The 22,296-nt window shown below is 47.8% G+C and carries 16 protein-coding genes, 9 pseudogenes and 1 riboswitch; of the genes and pseudogenes, 19 read left to right on the forward strand and 6 right to left on the reverse strand.

The features are described from left to right. Window positions 1-12 precede the first annotated feature (12 nt). From mlaD to mlaF, 3 genes and pseudogenes are all read right to left on the reverse strand, one after another. Entirely contained in the window at window positions 13-498 is a 486-nt protein-coding gene (mlaD, locus tag TZ48_RS06100) for an outer membrane lipid asymmetry maintenance protein MlaD (RefSeq protein WP_112478592.1), read from the reverse strand. A gap of 29 nt (window positions 499-527) precedes the next feature. Then, window positions 528-1,316 (reverse strand): lipid asymmetry maintenance ABC transporter permease subunit MlaE, encoded by a 789-nt coding sequence (mlaE, locus tag TZ48_RS06105; protein WP_112478593.1) that lies wholly within the window; start codon window positions 1,314-1,316, stop codon window positions 528-530. Between the two features lies 1 nt (window position 1,317). Next, window positions 1,318-2,112, reverse strand: a pseudogene (gene mlaF, locus TZ48_RS06110) (phospholipid ABC transporter ATP-binding protein MlaF). A 299-nt stretch (window positions 2,113-2,411) separates the two neighbouring features. Here mlaF and TZ48_RS06115 point away from each other — a divergent pair. The 14 genes and pseudogenes from TZ48_RS06115 (at window position 2,412) to mgtE (ending at window position 11,601) form a co-directional block, all read left to right on the forward strand. Continuing rightward, window positions 2,412-3,383 (forward strand): calcium/sodium antiporter, encoded by a 972-nt coding sequence (locus TZ48_RS06115; protein ID WP_112463136.1) that lies wholly within the window; start codon window positions 2,412-2,414, stop codon window positions 3,381-3,383. 10 nt (window positions 3,384-3,393) lie between these two features. Further along, window positions 3,394-4,361: pseudogene (locus TZ48_RS06120) on the forward strand (KpsF/GutQ family sugar-phosphate isomerase). Continuing rightward, on the forward strand, window positions 4,361-4,918 hold the full coding sequence (kdsC, locus tag TZ48_RS06125; protein WP_112478594.1) for a 3-deoxy-manno-octulosonate-8-phosphatase KdsC: 558 nt from the start codon (window positions 4,361-4,363) through the stop codon (window positions 4,916-4,918). Before TZ48_RS06120 ends, kdsC begins: the two are co-directional and overlap by 1 nt. Then, entirely contained in the window at window positions 4,915-5,478 is a 564-nt protein-coding gene (lptC, locus tag TZ48_RS06130; protein ID WP_112478595.1) for an LPS export ABC transporter periplasmic protein LptC, read from the forward strand. The genes kdsC and lptC overlap by 4 nt, the downstream gene beginning before the upstream one ends. Continuing rightward, entirely contained in the window at window positions 5,459-5,956 is a 498-nt protein-coding gene (gene lptA, locus TZ48_RS06135; RefSeq protein WP_112478596.1) for a lipopolysaccharide transport periplasmic protein LptA, read from the forward strand. Before lptC ends, lptA begins: the two co-directional genes overlap by 20 nt. 8 nt (window positions 5,957-5,964) lie before the next feature. After that, window positions 5,965-6,690 carry an LPS export ABC transporter ATP-binding protein gene (gene lptB / locus TZ48_RS06140; protein WP_112478597.1) on the forward strand — a complete coding sequence of 242 codons (726 nt, stop codon included), beginning with the start codon at window positions 5,965-5,967 and terminating at the stop codon, window positions 6,688-6,690. A 46-nt stretch (window positions 6,691-6,736) separates the two neighbouring features. Beyond that, a pseudogene (locus TZ48_RS26265) lies at window positions 6,737-6,902 on the forward strand (RNA polymerase factor sigma-54); the annotation flags it as partial. 128 nt (window positions 6,903-7,030) lie between these two features. Further along, entirely contained in the window at window positions 7,031-7,666 is a 636-nt protein-coding gene (locus tag TZ48_RS24780) for an RNA polymerase factor sigma-54 (protein WP_420822922.1), read from the forward strand. 82 nt (window positions 7,667-7,748) lie between these two features. After that, window positions 7,749-8,200, forward strand: a pseudogene (locus tag TZ48_RS24785) (RNA polymerase factor sigma-54). A 25-nt stretch (window positions 8,201-8,225) separates the two neighbouring features. Further along, window positions 8,226-8,513, forward strand: coding sequence for a ribosome hibernation promoting factor (hpf, locus tag TZ48_RS06150; protein ID WP_042496145.1), 288 nt, complete (start codon window positions 8,226-8,228; stop codon window positions 8,511-8,513). A gap of 1 nt (window position 8,514) precedes the next feature. Then, window positions 8,515-8,960, forward strand: a pseudogene (gene ptsN, locus TZ48_RS06155) (PTS IIA-like nitrogen regulatory protein PtsN). A gap of 18 nt (window positions 8,961-8,978) precedes the next feature. Further along, window positions 8,979-9,835 (forward strand): annotated as a pseudogene (gene rapZ, locus TZ48_RS06160) (RNase adapter RapZ). An 8-nt stretch (window positions 9,836-9,843) separates the two neighbouring features. After that, entirely contained in the window at window positions 9,844-10,119 is a 276-nt protein-coding gene (locus TZ48_RS06165) for an HPr family phosphocarrier protein (RefSeq protein WP_112478598.1), read from the forward strand. Between the two features lie 123 nt (window positions 10,120-10,242). Beyond that, complete coding sequence (gene mgtE / locus TZ48_RS06170) at window positions 10,243-11,601, forward strand: magnesium transporter (protein WP_112463144.1); 1,359 nt, start codon at window positions 10,243-10,245, stop codon at window positions 11,599-11,601. A gap of 34 nt (window positions 11,602-11,635) precedes the next feature. Here the strand turns inward: mgtE and lptG are convergent. Continuing rightward, a pseudogene (gene lptG, locus TZ48_RS06175) lies at window positions 11,636-12,703 on the reverse strand (LPS export ABC transporter permease LptG). 2 nt (window positions 12,704-12,705) lie between these two features. After that, a complete protein-coding gene (lptF, locus tag TZ48_RS06180) occupies window positions 12,706-13,824 on the reverse strand; it encodes an LPS export ABC transporter permease LptF (RefSeq protein ID WP_112478599.1) in 1,119 nt (372 codons plus the stop codon). 191 nt (window positions 13,825-14,015) lie between these two features. On the opposite strand from lptF, the gene pepA reads away from it, so the two are divergent. From pepA to TZ48_RS06195, 4 genes are all read left to right on the forward strand, one after another. Further along, complete coding sequence (gene pepA, locus TZ48_RS06185; protein WP_112478600.1) at window positions 14,016-15,524, forward strand: leucyl aminopeptidase; 1,509 nt, start codon at window positions 14,016-14,018, stop codon at window positions 15,522-15,524. 72 nt (window positions 15,525-15,596) lie between these two features. After that, the gene (locus TZ48_RS06190; RefSeq protein WP_112478601.1) at window positions 15,597-16,052 is read left to right on the forward strand and encodes a DNA polymerase III subunit chi; all 456 of its coding nucleotides are present in this window, start codon (window positions 15,597-15,599) and stop codon (window positions 16,050-16,052) included. A gap of 98 nt (window positions 16,053-16,150) precedes the next feature. Beyond that, the gene (locus TZ48_RS26085; protein ID WP_338062254.1) at window positions 16,151-16,762 is read left to right on the forward strand and encodes a class I tRNA ligase family protein; all 612 of its coding nucleotides are present in this window, start codon (window positions 16,151-16,153) and stop codon (window positions 16,760-16,762) included. Continuing rightward, entirely contained in the window at window positions 16,741-19,008 is a 2,268-nt protein-coding gene (locus tag TZ48_RS06195; RefSeq protein WP_338062255.1) for a valine--tRNA ligase, read from the forward strand. The genes TZ48_RS26085 and TZ48_RS06195 overlap by 22 nt, the downstream gene beginning before the upstream one ends. Before the next feature lie 69 nt (window positions 19,009-19,077). On the opposite strand, the pseudogene TZ48_RS06200 reads toward TZ48_RS06195, so the two are convergent. After that, a pseudogene (locus TZ48_RS06200) lies at window positions 19,078-20,195 on the reverse strand (pyridoxal-phosphate-dependent aminotransferase family protein). A gap of 215 nt (window positions 20,196-20,410) precedes the next feature. Then, window positions 20,411-20,585, forward strand: a riboswitch (Lysine riboswitch). Window positions 20,586-20,686: 101 nt separating this feature from the next. Between TZ48_RS06200 and lysC the strand changes: the two are divergent. Then, window positions 20,687-22,034: pseudogene (lysC, locus tag TZ48_RS06205) on the forward strand (lysine-sensitive aspartokinase 3). Window positions 22,035-22,296 lie beyond the last annotated feature (262 nt).

The following is a 22,296-nucleotide window of genomic DNA, read 5'->3' on the forward strand; positions in this document are numbered from 1 at the left end:
CTTCAACATCACTTACTCCTTGCTGCTCTCATCCGAACCACCGATGCTATACAGCACCTGGCCAATCATATCTTCCAATACCAATGCCGATTTCGTATCTTCAATTCGGTCACCATCGACCAAATAGCCTTCATCATCAAAAACAAAGCCAGGCACTAAGCCAATGTACTGCTCTCCTATCAATCCAGAGGTCAGTACTTGTGCGCTAGAAGTGTCTGGAAACTGGTAGTCACTGCTGATTGCCAAACTCACAACAGGCAGAAAGGACTCTTTATCGAGGTGGATATCACTCACTCGTCCAATAACCACGCCGCCCACTTTGACTGGAGAGCGCACTTTCAGGCTACCAATATTGTCAAACCTAGCCTCTAGGGTATAAGTATCACCGGAGCCTAGACTCTTGACGTCAGCAACCTGAAAAATCATAAACAAGATTGCGCACAGGCCTAACAACACAAAACTGCCTACCCACAATTCTAACTTTCTTGTTTGTTGCATTAAGAATTCCTTTAATTATTGTTGTAAGCTTAGTTGCCAAACATCAAGGCAGTAAGAACAAAATCTAATCCGAGTACCGCAAGCGAGGAATGCACTACGGTTCGCGTCGTGGCTTGACTGATGCCCTCAGAGGTTGGCGTCGCATCATAGCCATTAAATAAAGCAATCCAAGTCACGGTAATCGCAAACACCACACACTTGATCGCACTGTTGCCGATATCACGGCCTAACTCCACCGAAGACTGCATCGCTGACCAAAAGCTACCATGATCGATACCTTTCCAATCCACGCCCACTAACTGTCCACCCCAGATACCCACCGACATAAAGATCATCGCCAATAGGGGCATGGAGATGACACCCGCCCAAAAGCGCGGCGCCACTACACGTTTTATTGGGTCAACCGCCATCATTTCTAAACTAGAAAGCTGCTCAGTGGCTTTCATCAAGCCGATTTCAGCAGTCAGCGCAGAGCCAGCACGACCAGCAAAAAGCAGCGCTGTGACCACAGGGCCAAGCTCTCTTAGTAGCGATAGCGCCACCATTTGCCCCAAACTGCCTTCCGCGCCATAGTCCACCAGCACCACATAACCTTGTAAGCTCAGTACCATGCCAATGAATAGTCCTGAGACCAAAATAATCGCCAGAGACTGCACCCCAACGTTATAAAGCTGTTTGACCAGCAGTGGGAAATGCTTTTTCGGCTGCGGACGAGATAACACCACACCCAACAGCATAAACGTCGCCCGACCCCATGCATAACCCACAGAAAGCGCGCGCTGGCCGACTTTTTGAACCCACAGCGAAAGCGATGCCATATTAAAATAGCTCCTGTTCTAACGGAGAGGCAGGAAAGCGAAATGGCACCGGACCATCGGCTTCGCCTTTAAGAAATTGTTGTACTTGAGGATCTGGGTTATTGCGCAGCTCCTCTGGCGTACCTTTAGCAACAATTTTGCCGTTCGCCAGCAAGTAAACCCAGTCAGCGATCGACATCACCTCTGGCACATCGTGAGACACAACGACGGAAGTGACATTCAGTGCATTATTGAGCTTGCGGATGAGCTCTACTAACACGCCCATGGTAATGGGGTCTTGGCCGACAAATGGCTCATCATAAAGAATCAACTCGGGATCCAGGCAATGGCTCGTGCCAAAGCTGCCCGTCGTGCCATACCGCCAGAGAGTTCGCTCGGCATCAGCTCTGCCGCGCCTCTTAGGCCAACGGCTTCGAGTTTCAGCAGCACCAGCGTGCGAACCATAGACTCATCGAGTTCTGTGTGTTCACGCAGTGGAAATGCCACGTTATCGAATACCGTCAAATCGGTAAACAGCGCGCCCGACTGGAACAGCATGCTCATTTTTTTTCGAACTTTGATAAAGACGTTTACGAGACAAAGCTGGAATATTGTCGCCGTCAAACCACACCTCCCCTTGGTCCGGCATCAACTGCCCACCAATCAAGCGTAATAGCGTCGTTTTACCAATTCCCGAAGGTCCCATTATGGCGGTCACTTTGCCTTTTGGCACATGCAGTTCGATATCATCAAAGATAACTCGTGACCCACGTGAAAAAGTTAACCCGCTAATAGAAACCAAGTCATTGTTTGACATAGACTTCCTTATCTCGAATCCCAAGTTTAATAACCTTCCATGATAATGATACCTGGCTACAATTAAAACCCTAACCTTCACTCAGTTGTATAAACAATTCAACAAAATACTCTCGATGAATAAGCCATTCCCTGTTTTGAGATGACTGGCTTCACTCAACAAATTATCAACTTGCGTTAGTAGAGGTACGTAATTAACAGTGTAATCGGTATTTTATTTATTGATTAGCTTCCATTTTGGATGACAAAGCGTCAAAATTAGCCGCCAATTGTCTCAGAAAAAAAGAAGTGGAATTAAACATGCTCGAAGCCGTGGTGTTTCTGATTATTGGACTGGTTTTTCTCGTATGGAGTGCGGACAAACTGGTATTTGGTGCTGCCGCGTTGGCACGCAACGTAGGTATTTCACCACTGGTGATTGGCATGACCATTCTTGCGATGGGCTCTTCCGCTCCCGAAATGATGGTCTCCGCTACCGCAGCGCTAGAAGGCAAAACTGACACTGCTGTAGGTAACGTACTCGGCTCCAACATTGCCAACATCGCACTCATTCTCGGTATTACCGCGATGATCAAGCCACTTTCTATCTCATCAGCCGTTCTGAGACGCGAACTCCCGCTGATGATTGCTGTCACACTCATTGCCGGTCTTATACTTTGGGATAGTCACCTTGGTTTCTTTGAAGGTGTCATCCTGTTCGCTTTATTTGCCGCCTTTATCCTAGCGATGCTTCGTATCAGCAAAGCGGAAAAAGAAAGTGGTAATGCCGATGCCTTACTGGACGATCAAGAATCTGAAGTACCGGAAGGCGTCAGTAATGCCAAAGCCGCTATGTGGGTAGTCATTGGTCTGATAGTACTGCCACTCGCTGCGGATCGTTTGGTCGACAGTGCCGTTGTTATCGCACAGTACTTTGGAATGAGCGACTTGGTGATAGGCCTAACGATTATCGCTATCGGCACCAGTTTACCTGAACTTGCCGCTTCTCTTGCAGGCGTGCTCAAAGGCGAAGATGATATGGCCGTGGGCAATATTATCGGCTCCAACGTATTCAACATCCTTGCCGTCATGGGTATCCCTGGTGTCCTCAATCCATCGCTTTTGAGCGAGCATGCGATGGGCCGAGATTTCTGGGTAATGCTAGGACTCTCTTTGCTCCTGGTCGTTATGGCTCTTGGCAAGTCAAAAAGCATTAATCGCATCGAAGGGGGCATTTTGTTTGTGCTCTTCTTAGGTTATCAAGTGTATCTATTTGCCAACATGGCAGCTTAGGAGCAATTGTATGTCTGAATTTGATTTCATCGGCAGTGCCAAACGTGTTCTCAATACCGAAGTGCAAGCGTTAATGCACATTGAGCGCTACTTTGACGAACATTTTGAAGCGGTATGCCAAGCCATTTTGAACCATCAAGGTAAAGTGATCGTGATGGGAATTGGCAAATCTGGGCATATTGGCAAGAAAATCGCTGCGACTCTCGCGAGCACTGGTACGTCGGCGTTTTTTGTTCACCCAGGTGAAGCAGCGCATGGCGATTTGGGCATGGTAGAAGCTCGCGATCTGGTGATTGCGATTTCAAATTCAGGCGAAGCGCATGAAATCATCAGTCTGTTTCCCGTTTTCAAACGCTTAGGTATTACTACTGTTAGCATGACCGGTAAGCCAGAGTCGACAATGGGTAAGCTTTCCGATTACCACTTGCAAATCACGGTGCCCAAAGAGGCTTGTCCATTGGAGCTTGCTCCGACGTCGAGCTCAACAGCGACGCTAGTGATGGGAGACGCTCTGGCTATGGCACTGCTTGAGGCTCGCGGTTTTAGCGAAGAAGATTTTGCCCTCTCCCACCCAGGTGGCGCACTCGGCCGAAAACTGCTTCTGAAACTCAGCGATATCATGCACACTGGCGATGCGCTTCCGATGGTTGGCCCGAACACTTTAATTCGTGATGCTCTACTCGAGATCTCTAATAAAGGGTTAGGCATGACGACCATTGTCGATGACAAACATACTCTACTCGGTATTTTCACCGATGGAGACTTACGCCGAATTCTCGATCGTCGCGTGGATATTCACGAGAGACCATCGGCGAAGTCATGATTGCCACCCCAACAACAGCAACGCCAAACATGTTAGCCGCAGAAGGACTAAACTTGATGCAGTCGAAAAAAATTAGCGGCCTGGTTTTACTGGAACAAAACAAAGTAGTCGGTGCATTAAACATGCATGACTTGCTCAAAGCAGGAGTAGTGTAATGTCTGAGTGTGTTGAAACACTTTACGGCCCAATCAGTAAAGCAACGGTCGAAAAAGCCGCGGCCATTGAACTATTGATCTGCGACGTTGACGGCGTGTTTTCTGATGGCCTGATATACATGGGCAACGATGGTGAAGAGCTAAAGACTTTTCATACTCGTGATGGCTACGGCGTCAAAGCGTTAATGAGTGCAGGTGTACAGGTGGCCATCATAACTGGACGTAGCTCAAAGATTGTCGAGAACCGCATGAAAGCCCTTGGCATCACATTGATTTACCAGGGTCAAGATGACAAAGTAATCGCTTACCAAGACATTTGCGACAAGCTTGGTATTGCCCCTCAGCATACTGCTTACATCGGTGATGACCTTATTGACTGGCCCGTGATGGCACAAGTTGGACTCGGTGTTTGCGTGGCGGATGGTCATCCACTAATAGCAAAAAAAGCAGACCACGTGACCACGATTCGCGGTGGGCATGGTGCGGTTAGGGAAATCTGTGATCTGATCCTAGAATCAAAGGGAGAACTTGAGCTTCACAAGGGTCTAAGTATATGAGTTTATCTCGTATTCTTTACAGTTTACTTGCCATTGTTATCGCAGGTAGTGCTTACTACTTGTACAGCAAGGATGATAAAAATATCATCCAAATTGAACCGGACATTGAGTTACCGGCATTTAGCGGTACCAACTTACACAATATCTCCTACAGCGATACGGGGATCCGCAGCTACAGCATCACTTCTGCGCATCTAGAGCACTTCTCGAAACGAGGAGAAACCGTATTCCAACAACCCGTGGTACGTATCTTTGCCAATGGTGAAGTCCAAGAGTGGGAGATCTCTGCCGAGACGGCAGTATTAGACAAGCAAGAAGTACTAACGCTTCATGACAATGTCGTCGCTCGAAACTTGCTCCCAGAATCTGGGTTTGACACATTATCGACGCAAACTATGAGTATCAAACTCGAAAATCGTGATTTTTGGGCCGACAACAAGGTCATCATGCTTGGTCCACAATTTGAAACGCAAGGTGATGCAATGAAAGGAAACTTTGCCAATCATCTCGCGGAACTTTACAACAAAGTGAATAGTAAATATGAAACTCTCGCACCTTAGTCTTAGCCTGTGCCTGCTACTGCCAACAGCGGCACTGGCCCTGTCGACCGATACCGAACAGCCGGTATACATTGACTCAGACACCCAACAGCTCGACATGAAGAGCAACAAAGTAACATTTGCGGGCGATGTGAAGTTAAAGCAAGGTAGCATCAACATTAATGCCGACAAAATCGTCGTGACCCGAGAACCCCAAACCGGAACCATAGAAGTCATCCAAGGGTTTGGTGATCTGGCTACCTTTTCGCAGTTAACGGACGATGGTAAAACCTTGTATGGCGAAGCAAAAGAGCTTCACTACTCACTAAAAGACGATCAGCTAACGATGAAAAAACAGGCCATGTTGTCACAAGATGACAGCGTGATCCGTGGTACCACCATCAAGTACCGTATTTCATCTCAAAAACTGGTTGCTGACGGTAACGCCAACGAACGCGTTTCGACCGTTCTGCAGCCACAACAAGTTCAAGAGAAGTAGAGTCCAATATGGCGTTACTGAAAGCTTCACATTTGGCGAAAAGCTATAAAAACCGCAAAGTAGTCTCTGACGTAAGTCTATCGGTTGAGTCCGGTCAGATTGTCGGACTGCTAGGTCCAAATGGCGCAGGTAAAACAACCTCGTTCTACATGATCGTTGGTCTAGTGGCACGTGATGAAGGTAGCATCACCATCGATGGTAATGACATCAGTATCCTACCGATGCACAGCCGCGCCAAAATGGGCATCGGCTATCTGCCACAAGAAGCCTCGATCTTCCGTAAGCTCAGTGTTGAACACAACATCATGGCGGTACTGGAAACGCGCAACGAACTGACTCAAGAAGAAAGACAAGACAGACTCGAGGATTTGCTTGACGAGTTTAATATCCAGCATATTCGCAAAAGCGCAGGTATGGCTCTCTCTGGTGGTGAGCGTAGACGTGTAGAAATCGCTAGGGCATTGGCCGCAAACCCGCAGTTTATCCTGCTTGATGAACCCTTCGCTGGGGTTGACCCAATTTCTGTAATTGATATAAAGAAAATCATCGAACACTTGCGTGACAGAGGGTTAGGTGTACTCATCACCGACCACAACGTGCGCGAAACGCTAGATGTCTGCGAAAAAGCCTACATCGTGAGTCAAGGTCACTTGATCGCGGAGGGAAGTCCTGAAGATGTTCTCAATAATGAACACGTAAAGCAGGTTTATCTCGGTGAACAATTCAGACTATGATTTAATAGGCATGGATAAAAAATAAATAATAGGTTCATAACACTGCATGAAACCCTCATTACAACTCAAGCTAGGTCAACAGTTAGCAATGACGCCACAATTGCAGCAAGCGATTCGCTTACTGCAATTGTCGACGCTTGATTTGCAACAAGAGATCCAAGAAGCGCTGGACTCAAACCCACTTCTCGACGTTGAAGAGTCTACCGACGAGACAAGCAATGACGACAAGCCCAATGCTGAGAGCAAAGATGAGAGCCCAACTGCAGAAATAACCAGTGAGCCTGAGCTTAAGGACAGCTCTGATCAAATTGAAAAATCAGAGATATCTAACGAGCTAGAAATGGATACCACATGGGACGATGTCTATAGCGCCAATACGGGTAATACCGGTATTGCTGTTGATGATGACATGCCTATTTATCAAGGTGAAACCACTCAGTCACTGCAAGACTACTTGGTGTGGCAACTCGACCTAACCCCCTTTACGGAAACCGATCGCGCCATCGCTCTAGCCATCATTGATGCTGTAGACGACTACGGCTACCTGACACTCTCTTGCGAAGAAATTTTGGAAAGTGTCGATATTGAAGACGTTGAGCTTGATGAAGTCGAGGCGGTACGCAAACGCATTCAGCAATTTGATCCTCTGGGTATTGCATCTCTCAACCTTCAAGACTGCTTACTGCTACAACTTGCGACCTTCCCCGAAGATACGCCATGGCTTGCCGAGGCCAAGTTAGTCCTGACTCACCATATCGATCAATTGGGCAATCGTGACTATAAGCTTGTCATCAAAGAGACCAAGCTAAAAGAAGCTGAGCTTCGTGAGGTCATGAAGTTGATTCAGCAGCTCGACCCCCGCCCAGGCAGCAAGATCACCCCGGATGAAACTGAATATGTGGTACCTGACGTATCCGTATTCAAAGACCGCGGCAAGTGGGTAGTGCACATCAACCAGACAGCGTGCCTAAGCTAAAGGTCAATCAGCAGTATGCTCAGCTAGGTACGGGCAACAGCGCAGACAGCCAATATATTCGTTCTAACCTTCAAGAAGCAAAATGGCTAATCAAAAGCTAGAAAGCCGCAATGAAACCCTATTAAAAGTGGCTAAGTGCATTGTGGAGCATCAGCACGATTTCTTCGAATATGGCGAAGAAGCATGAAGCCTATGGTGCTGAACGACGTCGCACTCGCGGTCGACATGCACGAGTCGACCATTTCGCGTGTAACCACACAGAAATACATGCACACACCACGAGGCATCTTCGAGCTCAAGTACTTCTTCTCTAGCCACGTTTCGACCGATAACGGCGGAGAATGCTCGTCAACCGCCATTCGTGCCCTAATCAAGAAGCTTGTTGCTGCGGAAAACCCAGCCAAGCCATTGAGCGATAGTAAAATCGCAGCTCAACTCGCTGACCAAGGAATTCAGGTCGCTAGGCGAACCATAGCGAAATACCGTGAATCGTTGGGCATTGCCCCTTCCAGTCAGCGAAAACGCCTACTCTAAGGTCAATAACTAAGAAGGAAAGTCTATGCAAATTCAAATTACAGGCCACCATGTTGATCTCACTGATTCAATGCAAGACTACGTTCACAGTAAATTTCAGAAGCTCGAGCGCTTTTTTGAGCATATAAACAACATTCATGTGGTTTTAAAAGTTGAAAAATTAGACCAGATCGCCGAAGCTACGCTCCACGTAAATCAAGCTGAAATTCACGCAGCCTCTCATGATGAGAGTATGTACGCTGCAATTGACTCGTTAGTAGATAAACTAACCAGACAACTGAATAAGCACAAAGAAAAGTTAAGTAATCACTAACATGCAAATAAGTGAAGTATTAACACTGGACTGCACCAAAAGTGCAGTCCCTTGTACGAGCAAAAAGCGCGCACTTGAGATCATCAGTGAAATCGCTGCGCAGCATACTGGAAAAAACTCAACAGAACTGTTCGAGTGCATGCTAAGCCGAGAAAAAGTCGGCAGTACCGGTATCGGTAATGGCATCGCTATCCCGCACGCCGTATGCAAGACAGCGACAAGGCCGTGGCAGTATTGCTTCAATGCCAAGATGCGGTGGACTTTGACGCTATCGATAATCGCCCTGTCGATCTTATGTTTGCTCTACTTGTGCCAGACGCACAATGTAAAGAGCATCTAAAAACACTTTCTTGCATGGCAGAACGTCTCAACGACAAAGCTGTCCTCAAACAACTTCGTAATGCTCAGAGCGATCAAGAGCTTTACGACATCATTGTTAGTCACTAATCAAGGAAACCAGCAGACATGCGTTTGGTTGTGGTAAGTGGACACTCAGGGGCTGGCAAAAGCGTCGCCTTGCGAGTTCTAGAAGACTCCGGCTACTACTGCGTCGACAATCTTCCCGTCGACCTTCTCGGCCCATTTGTCGACTCAAGCCAAGACACACAGCAAAGTGTCGCAGTGAGTATCGATATTCGAAACCTACCGAAAAACCTTGCCCAGCTTTCGCTGACGCTGGATCAGCTTTCGCTAAAGCACGACGTCAAACTGCTGTTTCTTGATGCCAGCAAATCAGTACTACTGACTCGCTATAGTGAAACGCGACGTATTCACCCACTGTCGCAACGTGAAGACAAACTTTCTCTTGAGCAAGCGATCGATTTAGAGCACACATTGCTTGCACCGATCAAAGAACAGGCCGATTTCGTTATCGATTCCAGCGAACAGTCAATTCATGATCTCAGTGAAACCATTCGTTTCCAAATTGAAGGACAAGAAAAAAAAGATCTGGTGATGGTATTTCAATCTTTTGGATTTAAATACGGTATGCCTAGTGACGCGGACTATGTGTTTGATGTGCGCTTTTTACCTAACCCACACTGGCAACCAGAGCTTCGTCCAATGACTGGCTAGATGCGCCTATCAAATCATTTCTTGAGTCTTACCCTGATGTGATTGAGCTGAAACAGCAGATCCAAGGCTTTGTCGAGCGCTGGCTTCCACTGCTCGAAAAGAACAATCGTAGTTACTTGACCGTGGCAATCGGCTGCACTGGTGGCAAACACCGTTCTGTGTATATTACTCAGCAAATCGGTGAGTACTTTGAGCAGCTTGGTCATAAGGTCAAAATCCGTCACGCTTCACTCGAAAAACATCAATAGGAACATCGATGTCTCACTCACGCACTGTACTTATCCTCAATCGTCTTGGTCTACACGCCCGCGCAGCAGTTAAACTGGTTGAGTTAGCGCAGAGCTTTGATGCCACGGTGACCATCTGCAACCACGAACAGAAAGAAGCCACAGCGGATAGCGTGATGGGATTGTTGATGCTTGAATCAGCACAAGGTGAGAACATCACCATCAAGGCAACAGGCTCTCAGGCAGAAGCGGCACTCAATGCTGTCTGTGACTTGGTCGAACACCGTTTCGACGAAGATGAGTAACCTCACTCCCTAGCCTACTCCACACAAAAAACTTTCTCGCCTTTGAAAACTTGTTATTAATTAACAAGCAGAATTAGGCTACTATTCAGTACATTAACAAGCAGTTGAGTGTAGGGGGCATCCATGGCAGAGCAAATAGAATTCGATCAAGCTCACCAAACCCTCCAAGAAGTCACAGAAGCGCTGGAAAACGGCCGCTTCGTATTCGTACGTAGACAACTTCAGGACATGGAGCCTGAAGATATTGCCCATCTTTTAGAGGCCTCACCGCGTAAAAGCCGTGAAGTACTTTGGCAGCTAACCGATCCTGAAGATTACGGCGAAATCCTCGATGAACTTAACGAGGATGTCAAAGATGCCTTAGTCTCCAAAATGGCACCAGAGAAGCTGGCAGAAGCGACTGAAGGCATGGACACCGATGACGTGGCCTACGTCCTTCGTAGTCTTCCTGACGATGTTTCCCGTGAAGTCCTATCACAAATGGACACAGCAGATCGCTTGCGTGTCGAGACCGCCCTTTCTTATCCCGAGGATACGGCCGGCGGTATCATGAACACCGACGTCATTACCATTCGTGGTGATGTGGATGTCGATGTCGTTTTGCGTTACTTACGCATGAAAGGCGAGCTTCCTGAGGCCACCGATGCGCTCTATGTGATTGATGAAGAAGATATGCTGATTGGTCACCTTTCTCTGACCACTTTGTTAACCACTCAGCCCGATATCAAAGTCAGTGACGTCATGGATGATGCCGATGAAGCAATCCACGTTGAAACCAGTGACTCCGATGTGGCGTCGTTATTTGAACGTCGTGACTGGGTATCCGCACCGGTAGTAGACAGCGACCATCACCTTGTCGGTCGTATCACCATCGATGACGTCGTCGACATCATTCGTGAAGACGCTGAACACTCTATGATGAGCATGGCCGGTATGGATGATGACGAAGACACATTCGCCCCAGTAGTGAAATCGGCTCGACGACGCAGCGTTTGGCTTGGCGCCAATGTACTGGCTGCGCTTGCAGCGGCTTCGGTGTCTAACATGTTTGAGGCGACTCTTGAGCAAATGGCCGCCATCGCAGTATTGATGACCATTGTGCCATCAATGGGCGGCGTCGCTGGTAACCAAACGGTGGCACTGGTGATTCGCGGCTTAGCATTGGGTCATATTGGTGACAGTAACCGCAGAGAATTGCTTCTAAAAGAAGCGGCAATCGGATTTCTCAACGGGATCCTTTGGGCACTGATCATCGGCGGTATCGTCGTCGCTTGGAAAGGCGATTGGATGCTTGGCGGCATTATTTCAGCTGCAATGATGACTAATTTGCTCGTTGCTGGTGTGGCAGGGGTAACCATCCCAATTCTACTCAAGAAGATGAACATCGACCCAGCACTCGCTGGCGGTATGGCACTGACCACCATCACCGATGTGGTTGGCCTTTCGGTATTCTTAGGTCTCGCCACCATCATGATTGCATAAAAAAAGAAGGCTCCATCGGAGCCTTCTTTTTTATCTATAACTTTCTTCTCAACAACAGCAATGCAATGGTAAGAAACACCAAGCTCGGCCCCAAGGCACCAAACAGCGGTGACATGCCATACACCAAACTCACCGGACCAAAGAACTCGCTTGAAATATAGAAAGTAAAACCCGCTATTACACCCGATAATATGCGCGCGCCCATCGTCACGCTACGCAGCGGTCCAAAGACGAAAGAGAGCGCCATCAACATCATGACCGCCACCGATATCGCTGAGTAGCCTTGCGCCAAAAAGCCAGCTCATAACGTGACGCATCTTGCTCTGAGTCTTTTAAGTATTGAGTGTAATCCCAAAGTCCGCTCAACGGCAGCTCATTGAGATCCACCGTCACAATCGCTAACTTGTCAGGCACGAGCGATGTTTGCCACTCTTGAGTATCGATGGTCTGTTTACTTAATACGACGCTGTCAGACATGTCCGTCACCTGAATGTCCTGCATCTGCCAGCGGTTATCACCCAGATAGTCTGCGCGATCGGCGTATATGGTTGTCACCAAATGCTTATCTGTATTGAAACGCCAAAGGTTCAAGCCAGAAATAGATTCGCCATCAACCTTGGAGATAAATATAAAGTCATTGGCATCTCGCGCCCAGACCCCGTTTCTCACAGAGACAATACTGCCCCAGTAATAGACTGCATCCTTAAATCACGAGCCATTTGCTGGGTGGTAGGTGCCCCCACTCTCCAAGTGCCATCACCGCAAGCATTAACGGCACTGCGGTCTTTAGCACCGAAAAGCCGATACGCATTTTGGAAATTCCTGCCGCCTGCATCACCACCAGCTCAGAGCTACCGGCCAACATACCAAGACCAATCAGCGAGCCGAGCAGCGCAGCCATAGAAAAGAACAGCTCCACATCACGTGGCATACCCAGCAGTACAAAGTACATGGCCGCCAACATGTCATAGCTGCCTTCACCGACGGAGCGAAGCTGCTCAACAAACTTAATCACGGCGGACAAACCTACAAACACCGACAATACCAGCAAAATGGTGGTAATAATGGTTCGGCCAACATAGACATCTAAAATTCGAAACACGTTTACGCTACCTCTTGCGGCTTACCGCGTCTTTTGCGACGCCATTTTTCTCTGACTCGTCTCACAGGTACGGTATCCCAGGTATTGACACTAATCGCCGCGACCAACAAGGCAAAATTCACGGGCCACAGACCAATATAGGTTGGGAATGCGCCATCTTCCAGCGCCGACTTCATTGCACTGATCGCCATAAAGTAAGCAAAATAAACGAATATCGCCGGCCCCATCTTGGCAAACTTACTTTGCCTTGGGTTCACCGCTGAAAGTGGCACCACCAGCATAGTCAGTAGTGGAATACAGACAACAAGTGAAATGCGCCAATGAAGCTCTGCTTGCGCTTTAGGCGTTGGATCAGAAAGCAAATCCAGCGTCGGAATTGCCATCCATGAACGACCTCTTGGCTTTACTTCACGTTGGCCAATCACCCCTTCGTAGTCAGAAAACTCCGTTATCATATACTCTAGGCGTGTAGGCACGCCTTCATAACGCGTACCGTCATACAAAGCGATAACCTGTCTGCCATCACTCAATTCTTTCACTTCGCCGGATCGAGCAGCAATCACACTCGGCAACACTGAGTCTCTAGGACTGAGCTGAGCCACAAATACGTTGTCGAGCTTACGATCACGAATATCGTCGATAAACACTACAGAGGAACCATCTGGCGTACGCTGGAAGCTACCCGTTTGAATGAGCTCAACAGAATTTTCCGAGGCCAGTTTTTCACGGATTTGCACTTCTTGCTCTTGCGTCCAAGGCGCAAGCCAAAATGCGTTAAACGCCGCTAGAGACGTGGTGATCACTGCAAGATACATCGCCGCGCGGATCAAAAACTTATTACCAATACCGGTCGCGTTCATGACCGTGATTTCACTTTCGGCGTAAAGACGGCCAAATGTCACCAAAATACCGATATAGATACTCAGTGGGAACATGAGCAGTCCCATGGTTGGCATGCTGATCCCCGCCAACGTCATAATTAATCCGGCGGGAATATCTCCATCCGACGCATCAGCAAGCACTTGGATAAATTGACGACTGAAAAACACGAGAAAGAGCACTAAAAAGATGGCTAATTGGCTCTTAACTGTTTCTCTGATCAAATATCTAACAATAATCACAGTGAAAACACCTATACAAAACTTGTTTTTTTGATTGAATCGCTATAGTTTTCGGATAAACCTTTTATTTTTTACTTTTTTGATCGATTCTTATCTTTAGATTATAGGCCGAACTGGCACATAAAATTCAAACACTAATAATCGATTATCTAACATTTAGTTCTATTTGTCTTTAGGATGTAGGAGTACGCATGGAGTTTAGTGTAAAAAGTGGCAGCCCAGAGAAGCAGCGCAGTGCTTGCATCGTAGTTGGCGTTTTTGAGCCACGTCGTCTCTCTCCGGTTGCAGAGCAACTGGATAAAATCAGTGATGGCTATATCAGCTCACTGCTTCGCCGTGGCGACCTTGAAGGTAAGCCAGGCCAAATGCTTCTTTTGCACCAAGTACCTGGAGTACTATCGGAGCGTGTGCTTCTTGTGGGTTGTGGTAAAGAGCGCGAGCTTGGCGAGCGTCAATACAAAGAAATCATCCAAAAAACCATCAGCACGCTGAACGAAACAGGTTCGATGGAAGCGGTTTGCTTCCTAACTGAGCTTCACGTTAAAGGCCGCGACACTTATTGGAAAGTGCGCCAGGCTGTGGAAGCGACTAAAGATGGTCTCTATACCTTCGACCAATTCAAGAGCAGCAAGCCAGAAACTCGTCGCCCACTGCGCAAGTTAGTATTCAACGTACCAACGCGTCGTGAGCTAAACCTAGGTGAAAAAGCGATTGCGCACGGTCTAGCGGTTGCATCAGGTGTGAAAGCATCAAAAGATCTTGGCAACATGCCACCAAACATTGCTAACCCAGCCTACCTTGCTTCTCAAGCGCGTCGTCTAGCTGATGACTATGAAACCGTAACGACTAAGATCATCGGTGAGCAAGAGATGGAAAAACTGGGCATGACCTCTTACCTAGCGGTAGGTCGTGGCTCTAAGAACGAATCTATGATGTCTATCATGGAGTACAAGGGTAACCCAGAGTCCGACGCAAAACCGATTGTTTTAGTTGGTAAAGGTCTGACTTTCGATTCAGGCGGCATCTCGCTTAAGCCGGGTGAAGGTATGGATGAGATGAAGTACGACATGTGTGGTGCGGCATCGGTATTCGGTACCATGAAGGCACTTGCGAAGCTAAATCTGCCGATTAACGTAGTGGGTATTCTTGCAGGCTGTGAAAACATGCCGGGTAGCAACGCTTACCGTCCAGGTGACATCCTAACTACTATGTCAGGCCAAACGGTTGAAGTACTCAACACTGACGCAGAAGGCCGCCTAGTACTGTGTGATGCCCTAACCTACGTTGAGCGTTACGAGCCAGAGTGTGTGGTTGACGTAGCAACGCTGACAGGTGCTTGTGTGATTGCGCTGGGTCACCACATCAGTGGCGTTATCTCTAACCACAACCCACTGTCTCACGAGCTAGTAAACGCTTCTGAACAAGCGGGCGATCGCGCTTGGCGTCTACCGATGGCAGACGAGTACCAAGAACAGCTCGCTAGCCCATTTGCAGACATGGCAAACATCGGCGGCCGTCCTGGTGGCACCATCACTGCTGGCTGTTTCCTGTCGCGCTTTGCGAAAAAGTACCACTGGGCTCACCTAGATATCGCAGGTACCGCGTGGAAGTCAGGTAAAGCGAAAGGCTCTACAGGCCGTCCAGTCTCAATGCTTGTCCAATTCTTGCTTAACCGCAGTGGCCAAGAAACTGAAGAGTAATCGAGAAAAGGGCCGCAAGGCCCTTTTTTAGTTTTGGGCACCAGCAAACCCTTTGTATATAGAAGTGACGATATGAATACTGCAACGTTTTACATTATTGGAGAAGACTCTGAGCAAGCGACACAGCAAGGCTGGTTTGCCTATGTGCACTTTCTCACTCGTCACTTCGTAGGCCAAGGTGCCAAACTCTACATCAATTGCGCCGATAGGCAGCATGCGGAAGCAGTAGCCGAGTTCTTCTGGCAAGTTTCACCAGAGCAGTTCATCGCTCATAATTTGGTGGGCGAAGGACCGAAGAATGGCACACCTGTTGAAATCGGTTTTGAGGGGCTTAAACCCAGTTGGAACCGTCAATTGATAATAAATATGGCCAATAGTCACGCAACCTTTGCGAACTCCTTTGGTCAAGTGGTAGACTTCGTCTCTTGCGAAGAAAAAGCTAAGCAAGTTGCGCGAGAAAGGTATAAAATTTACCGTCAAGCGGGCTATCAGCTACAAACCATTGAGATTCAGCATTCAGAATCCTAATCAAGGTCAATCCTTATAAGTAAGCGTGACACACTCTCGTTTATTTATAAGGTTTGGCAAATTTCTTTCACAGATTAAAGTAAGTATCCAAGAAAGCTATGGAAAAGACATATAACCCACAATCTATCGAACAAGCTCTGTACCAGACTTGGGAAGAGAAAGGCTACTTTAAGCCACACGGTGACACATCTAAAGAATCATACAGCATCATGATCCCGCCACCGAACGTCACTGGTAGCTTACACATGGGTCACGCTTTCCAAGATACCATCATGGATACTCTGATCCGTGCTGAGCGCATGAAAGGCAAAAACACCCTTTGGCAGGTAGGTACCGACCACGCAGGTATCGCAACGCAAATGGTTGTTGAGCGCAAGATCGCTGCAGAAGAAGGCAAAACTAAGCACGATTACGGTCGTGACGCGTTCATCGACAAAATCTGGGAATGGAAAGGCGAATCTGGTGGCACAATCACTAAACAGCTTCGTCGCCTAGGTGCATCTGTAGATTGGGATCGTGAGCGCTTCACTATGGATGACGGCCTGTCTAACGCCGTTCAAGAAGTCTTTGTTCGCCTATACGAAGAAGATTTAATCTACCGTGGTAAGCGTCTGGTTAACTGGGATCCAAAACTGCACACAGCAATCTCAGATCTAGAAGTAGAAAACAAAGACAAAAAAGGCCATATGTGCACTTCCGCTACCCACTAGCGGATGGCGTTAAGACCGCTGAAGGCAAAGACTACATCGTTGTTGCAACGACACGTCCTGAAACCATGCTTGGTGATACTGGCGTTGCCGTCAACCCAGAAGATCCGCGCTACAAAGATCTTATTGGTAAAGAAATCCTGCTTCCTATCGTTGATCGCCGCATCCCTATCGTGGGTGACGAGCATGCCGATATGGAAAAAGGTACGGGCTGTGTGAAGATCACACCTGCACACGACTTCAATGACTACGAGGTAGGTAAACGTCATCAACTACCGATGATCAACATCCTAACCTTCGATGCCAACATCCGTGACGCCGCTGAAGTATTTAACACTAACGGTGAAGCAAGCGATGCTTACTCAACAGAGCTTCCAGCGAAATACCACGGCATGGAGCGCTTTGCTGCTCGTAAAGCTATCGTGGCAGAATTCGAAGAGCTGGGTCTTCTTGATGAGATCAAAGATCACGACCTAACAGTCCCTTACGGTGACCGTGGTGGTGTGGTTATTGAGCCAATGCTAACCGACCAATGGTACGTTCGCACAGCCCCTCTTGCTGAAACAGCAACCAAAGCCGTTGAAGACGGCGAAATCCAGTTCGTACCTAAGCAATACGAAAACATGTACTTCTCTTGGATGCGCGACATTCAAGACTGGTGTATTTCTCGTCAGCTATGGTGGGGTCACCGTATCCCTGCATGGTACGACAACGACGGCAATGTTTACGTAGGTCGCACTGAAGAAGAAGTTCGTGAGAAGAACGGTTTGGCTCCAGTTGTTGTACTGCGTCAAGACGATGACGTACTGGATACTTGGTTCTCTTCTGCACTATGGACATTCGGCACGCAAGGCTGGCCAGAAAACACAGAAGATCTAAAAACCTTCCACCCGTCAGACGTACTGGTAACAGGTTTCGACATCATCTTCTTCTGGGTTGCGCGCATGATCATGATGACAATGCACTTCTGTAAAGATGAAAACGGTAAGCCACAAGTACCATTTAAGACAGTTTACGTTACCGGCCTAATCCGTGACGAGAACGGCGACAAGATGTCGAAGTCAAAAGGTAACGTGCTTGACCCAATCGATATGATTGATGGTATCGACCTAGAATCTCTAGTTGAGAAGCGTACTGGCAACATGATGCAGCCTCAACTAGCGAAGAAGATCGAGAAGAACACTCGTAAGACATTCGAAGATGGCATTGAACCTTACGGTACTGACGCACTTCGCTTCACTCTTGCAGCAATGGCGTCTACCGGTCGTGATATCAACTGGGATATGAAGCGTCTTGAAGGTTACCGTAACTTCTGTAACAAGCTGTGGAACGCAAGCCGTTACGTACTGATGAACACTGAAGACCAAGATTGTGGCTTCGGCGAAGGTGACATCGAATACTCACTAGCAGACAAGTGGATCGAATCTCAGTTTGAACTGGCAGCAAAAGAGTTCAACGCTCACCTAGACAACTACCGTCTAGACATGGCAGCGAACACTATCTACGAGTTCATCTGGAACCAATTCTGTGACTGGTACCTAGAGCTTACTAAACCAGTTCTATGGAAAGGCAACGAAGCGCAGCAACGTGGTACACGTCGTACGCTGATCACCGTACTTGAGAAGACACTTCGTCTTGCTCACCCAGTACTGCCATACATCACTGAAACTATCTGGCAAAGCGTGAAGCCGCTAGTAGACGGTGTTGAAGGCGACACGATCATGCTACAAGCTCTGCCTCAGTTTGAAGAAGCTAACTTCAACCAAGAAGCGCTGGATGACATCGAGTGGGTGAAAGCATTCATCACTAGTATCCGTAACCTTCGCGCTGAATACGACATTGCACCAAGCAAAGGTCTGGATGTTATGCTGAAAGTGGCTGACGAGAAAGACGCCGCACGCCTAGAAGCAAACAAAGCGGTACTGGCTTCGCTTGCTAAACTAGAAGACATCAAGGTACTAGCTGAAGGCGAGGAAACGCCAGCATGTGCAACGGCACTGGTTGGTAAATCTGAGCTGATGATCCCAATGGCAGGTCTGATCGACAAAGACGCTGAGCTAGATCGTCTAGCGAAAGAGATCGCTAAAACTCAAGGCGAGATCAAACGTATCGAAGGCAAACTAGGTAACGAAGGCTTCGTAGCGAAAGCACCTGAAGCGGTTGTGGCCAAAGAGCGTGAGAAGCTAGAAGGCTACAAAGAGACACTAGTTAAGCTTGAAGAGCAAAAGCAAACTATTACTGCGCTTTAATTAGCTATTCACAAAACAAAAACCGAGAGTGCTAAGCACTCTCGGTTTTTTATATTTAAATAACAGGGCTTACTTCAACACAGTCTCAAGCGCCTTCAAACAAAGCGCAACATTCTCTCTTCTCGCGCCATAACCCATCAAACCGATACGCCATGCTTTTCCAGCGAGCGCACCAAGTCCAGCTCCGATCTCTAGGTTGTATTCATCTAAAAGCTGCGATCTTACTGCGGCATCATCCACACCTTCTGGAAGATAGACAGCATTAAGTTGCGGCAGACGACTTTGCTCTTCAACCACAAAACTCAGCCCCAGGTTTTCGAACCCTTCGCGTAGCAACATATGCATATCTTTGTGGCGCTGCCACGCATTTTCTAGGCCTTCGTTCTTCAAAAGCACCAAGGATTCATGAAGCGCGTAAAGGCTGTTTACTGGTGCTGTGTGGTGATAGCTGCGCTTACCTTCCCCACTCCAATAACCTAGTACCAAGCTCTGATCCAAGAACCAGCTCTGAACAGGCGCTTGTCGGGACTTAATCACTTCAATGGCTGCAGGAGAGAGGGTTACTGGTGACAAACCAGGAACACAAGATAGGCATTTCTGGCTACCGGAGTACACGGCATCCAACTGCCACTCGTCTACCAATAGAGGAACGCCACCTAGCGAGGTCACTGCATCCACAATCGATAGCATGTTGTGCTGCTTAGCTAGCGTACCTAGCGCCTTAGCATCACTCACTGCACCGGTAGATGTTTCAGCGTGTACAAATGCTAGAATCTTCGCATCGGGGTGCTCAGCCATCACCGTTTCGACTTTAGAGACCGAAACCGGTGCTCCCCACTCATCATCCACTACAATAGCTTCACCGCCGCAGCGAACCACATTCTCGCGCATACGCTCACCAAACACGCCATTGCGGCACACGATAACCTTATCCCCCGGCTCAACTAGGTTTACAAAGCAAGTTTCCATGCCCGCACTACCGGGGCTGAGACCGCTATAGTAAATTCATTCTCGGTTTGGAATGCATACTTCAGCAGCGCTTTGAGCTCATCCATCATGCCAATAAAAAGTGGATCAAGGTGACCTATTGTTGGGCGGCTCAATGCTTGCAATACTTGCGGATAAATATCAGATGGGCCAGGTCCCATTAGGGTTCGGTGAGGGGGCACAAAGCTTGAAATGGTCATGGGCAGTTATCCTATTAGATTATTGTAGTTGTTGGGAAAAACATCACGTTGGACGTTAATGTCATCTACAATGGCGAAAAAGCAACATTTTTGCAACATCCAACCACTCAAGTTTTTCATGTGAAATGCATAAACATCCATTGACTTTTTGCACGCAAAAACGTTGAATAAACACACTATCTGTAGCCAATCGTTTTCATTGACGTTCTCGATGCTGCAGCGGAAGAGGAGCACTGCCCAGGCAAGTGATTTGTGAAGCCGCAACTTCAATACAATTCACTCATGGGGAGCAGTGCCGAGATGAACTAAAATTGTCGGATTTAGTTTGTCGGTTAAATGGGCTGAATCCCTTTAACTGTCACCAAGATTTGGTGAAGAGCTTCTGAGGTCTATTCTAATTATTCAGATTCCTCTGCTCTATTTCTCTCTTCAAACATCGGATGTTGGGTTACCAACCTTAAACTTTAAACTGGAAGTCCTGGAGAAACACTGTGAGCGCATTCAATGTAGCTAAATTTGGCGGAACAAGCGTCGCCAACTTCGAAGCCATGAGCCGTTGTGCTGAAATCATCGAAAATAACCCGCAAACCAAATTGGTAGTCAGTAGCGCTTGCTCAGGCGTGACCAACATATTGGTTGAACTTGCAAACGGCGTTAAAGACGAAGCTCGTCGTGCTGAGCTGATTAGCAAGCTTCGCGATATCCATACCGACATCATGTCAAAGCTCAATGATGTAAGCTCTATTGAAGCACGTGTAGACGCTCTGATCGAAAAGGTAGCAACGCTATCGGAAGCAGCTTGCATTGCAGCGACTCCAAAGCTTACCGATCACCTAGTGGCATGTGGTGAACGTATGTCGACACACATCCTTACTCGCTTAATGCAAGAGCGTGGTATCGATGCAGTGCGTTTTGATATTCGTGAAGCGCTTAAGACTGACAGTGATTACGGTAAGGCAGAGCCAAACATCGAAGCGACCAAAGCAGCAGCTAGCGAGAAGCTAGTTCCTCTTTGCAAGCAACATGTTGTCGTTACACAGGGCTTTATCGGCTCAGATGAAGATGGTGAGACTACCACGCTAGGTCGTGGCGGTAGTGATTACAGCGCAGCTGATTGCTGAAGCCGTAGAAGCTGCAGGTCTGGAAATCTGGACCGATGTACCAGGTATCTACACGACTGACCCACGCATTGCACCCAATGCTCGTCCAATCCCAGAGATCAGCTTTAGTGAAGCGTCCGAGATGGCGAATTTCGGTGCCAAGATCCTGCACCCTTCAACACTACTGCCTGCACTGCGTCATCAAATCCCAGTTTTTGTAGGTTCATCTAAAGCACCACAAGAAGGTGGCACTTGGGTTAGACAAACCGTAGAGAGCGCACCTCTGTTCCGCGCATTAGCGCTACGTAACAACCAAACTATGGTCACGCTACGTAACCCTCGAATGTTCCAGGCGTATGGTTTCTTAGCAAACGTATTTACTGTGCTTGCTAAGCACAAGATCTCTGTTGACCTAGTAACGACTTCTGAAGTCAGTGTTTCTCTAACACTTGATCAAACTGATACAGGTGGCGGTGCACCAGAACTTCCACTTGAAGCTCAGCAAGAGCTCGAGCAGCTTTGTACTGTTGAAGTCAAACAAGGGCTCAGCCTAGTTGCACTCATCGGCAACAACATGAGCGAAACCAAAGGCTCAGCAGCAGAAGTATTCGATACTCTAGACAGCTTCAATATCCGCATGATTTGCTACGGCGCAAGCCCTCACAACCTTTGCTTCCTTCTAGATGAAGGCGAAGCGAAAGATGCAGTAAAAGCATTGCATGAAGACTTGTTTGAATAGGCAATAAGCATTGAACAAAGGCGGTAGAAATACCGCCTTTTTTGTATCTATTGAATGGCAGATGATTGAACTTCAAAAAGCTATAGATGTAAAAAAGCCCTAGTCATTCGACGGGGACGCCTAGTTTAGGGCTTAGTATAAGTGGCGGAATGGCGGGGGCGCCTAGCCTGGGGTTGCACCCAACCGGGATTCGACTTCCTTGAAAAGGAAGCTACCAAATTTTAGATAATAAAAAACCCGACGCTCTCGCATCGGGTTCTCT

It is taken from the genome of Vibrio variabilis (assembly GCF_003263785.1).
Taxonomy (GTDB): Bacteria; Pseudomonadota; Gammaproteobacteria; order Enterobacterales; family Vibrionaceae; genus Vibrio; species Vibrio variabilis.

What these genes read in the sequence shown, in the direction of transcription:
- mlaD (WP_112478592.1), bottom strand. Translation starts at nt 498, where the DNA reads ATGCAACAAACAAGAAAGTTAGAATTGTGGGTAGGCAGTTTTGTGTTG.
- mlaE (WP_112478593.1), bottom strand. Translation starts at nt 1,316, where the DNA reads ATGGCATCGCTTTCGCTGTGGGTTCAAAAAGTCGGCCAGCGCGCGCTT.
- TZ48_RS06115 (WP_112463136.1), top strand. Translation starts at nt 2,412, where the DNA reads ATGCTCGAAGCCGTGGTGTTTCTGATTATTGGACTGGTTTTTCTCGTA.
- kdsC (WP_112478594.1), top strand. Translation starts at nt 4,361, where the DNA reads ATGTCTGAGTGTGTTGAAACACTTTACGGCCCAATCAGTAAAGCAACG.
- lptC (WP_112478595.1), top strand. Translation starts at nt 4,915, where the DNA reads ATGAGTTTATCTCGTATTCTTTACAGTTTACTTGCCATTGTTATCGCA.
- lptA (WP_112478596.1), top strand. Translation starts at nt 5,459, where the DNA reads ATGAAACTCTCGCACCTTAGTCTTAGCCTGTGCCTGCTACTGCCAACA.
- lptB (WP_112478597.1), top strand. Translation starts at nt 5,965, where the DNA reads ATGGCGTTACTGAAAGCTTCACATTTGGCGAAAAGCTATAAAAACCGC.
- TZ48_RS24780 (WP_420822922.1), top strand. Translation starts at nt 7,031, where the DNA reads ATGGATACCACATGGGACGATGTCTATAGCGCCAATACGGGTAATACC.
- hpf (WP_042496145.1), top strand. Translation starts at nt 8,226, where the DNA reads ATGCAAATTCAAATTACAGGCCACCATGTTGATCTCACTGATTCAATG.
- TZ48_RS06165 (WP_112478598.1), top strand. Translation starts at nt 9,844, where the DNA reads ATGTCTCACTCACGCACTGTACTTATCCTCAATCGTCTTGGTCTACAC.
- mgtE (WP_112463144.1), top strand. Translation starts at nt 10,243, where the DNA reads ATGGCAGAGCAAATAGAATTCGATCAAGCTCACCAAACCCTCCAAGAA.
- pepA (WP_112478600.1), top strand. Translation starts at nt 14,016, where the DNA reads ATGGAGTTTAGTGTAAAAAGTGGCAGCCCAGAGAAGCAGCGCAGTGCT.
- TZ48_RS06190 (WP_112478601.1), top strand. Translation starts at nt 15,597, where the DNA reads ATGAATACTGCAACGTTTTACATTATTGGAGAAGACTCTGAGCAAGCG.
- TZ48_RS26085 (WP_338062254.1), top strand. Translation starts at nt 16,151, where the DNA reads ATGGAAAAGACATATAACCCACAATCTATCGAACAAGCTCTGTACCAG.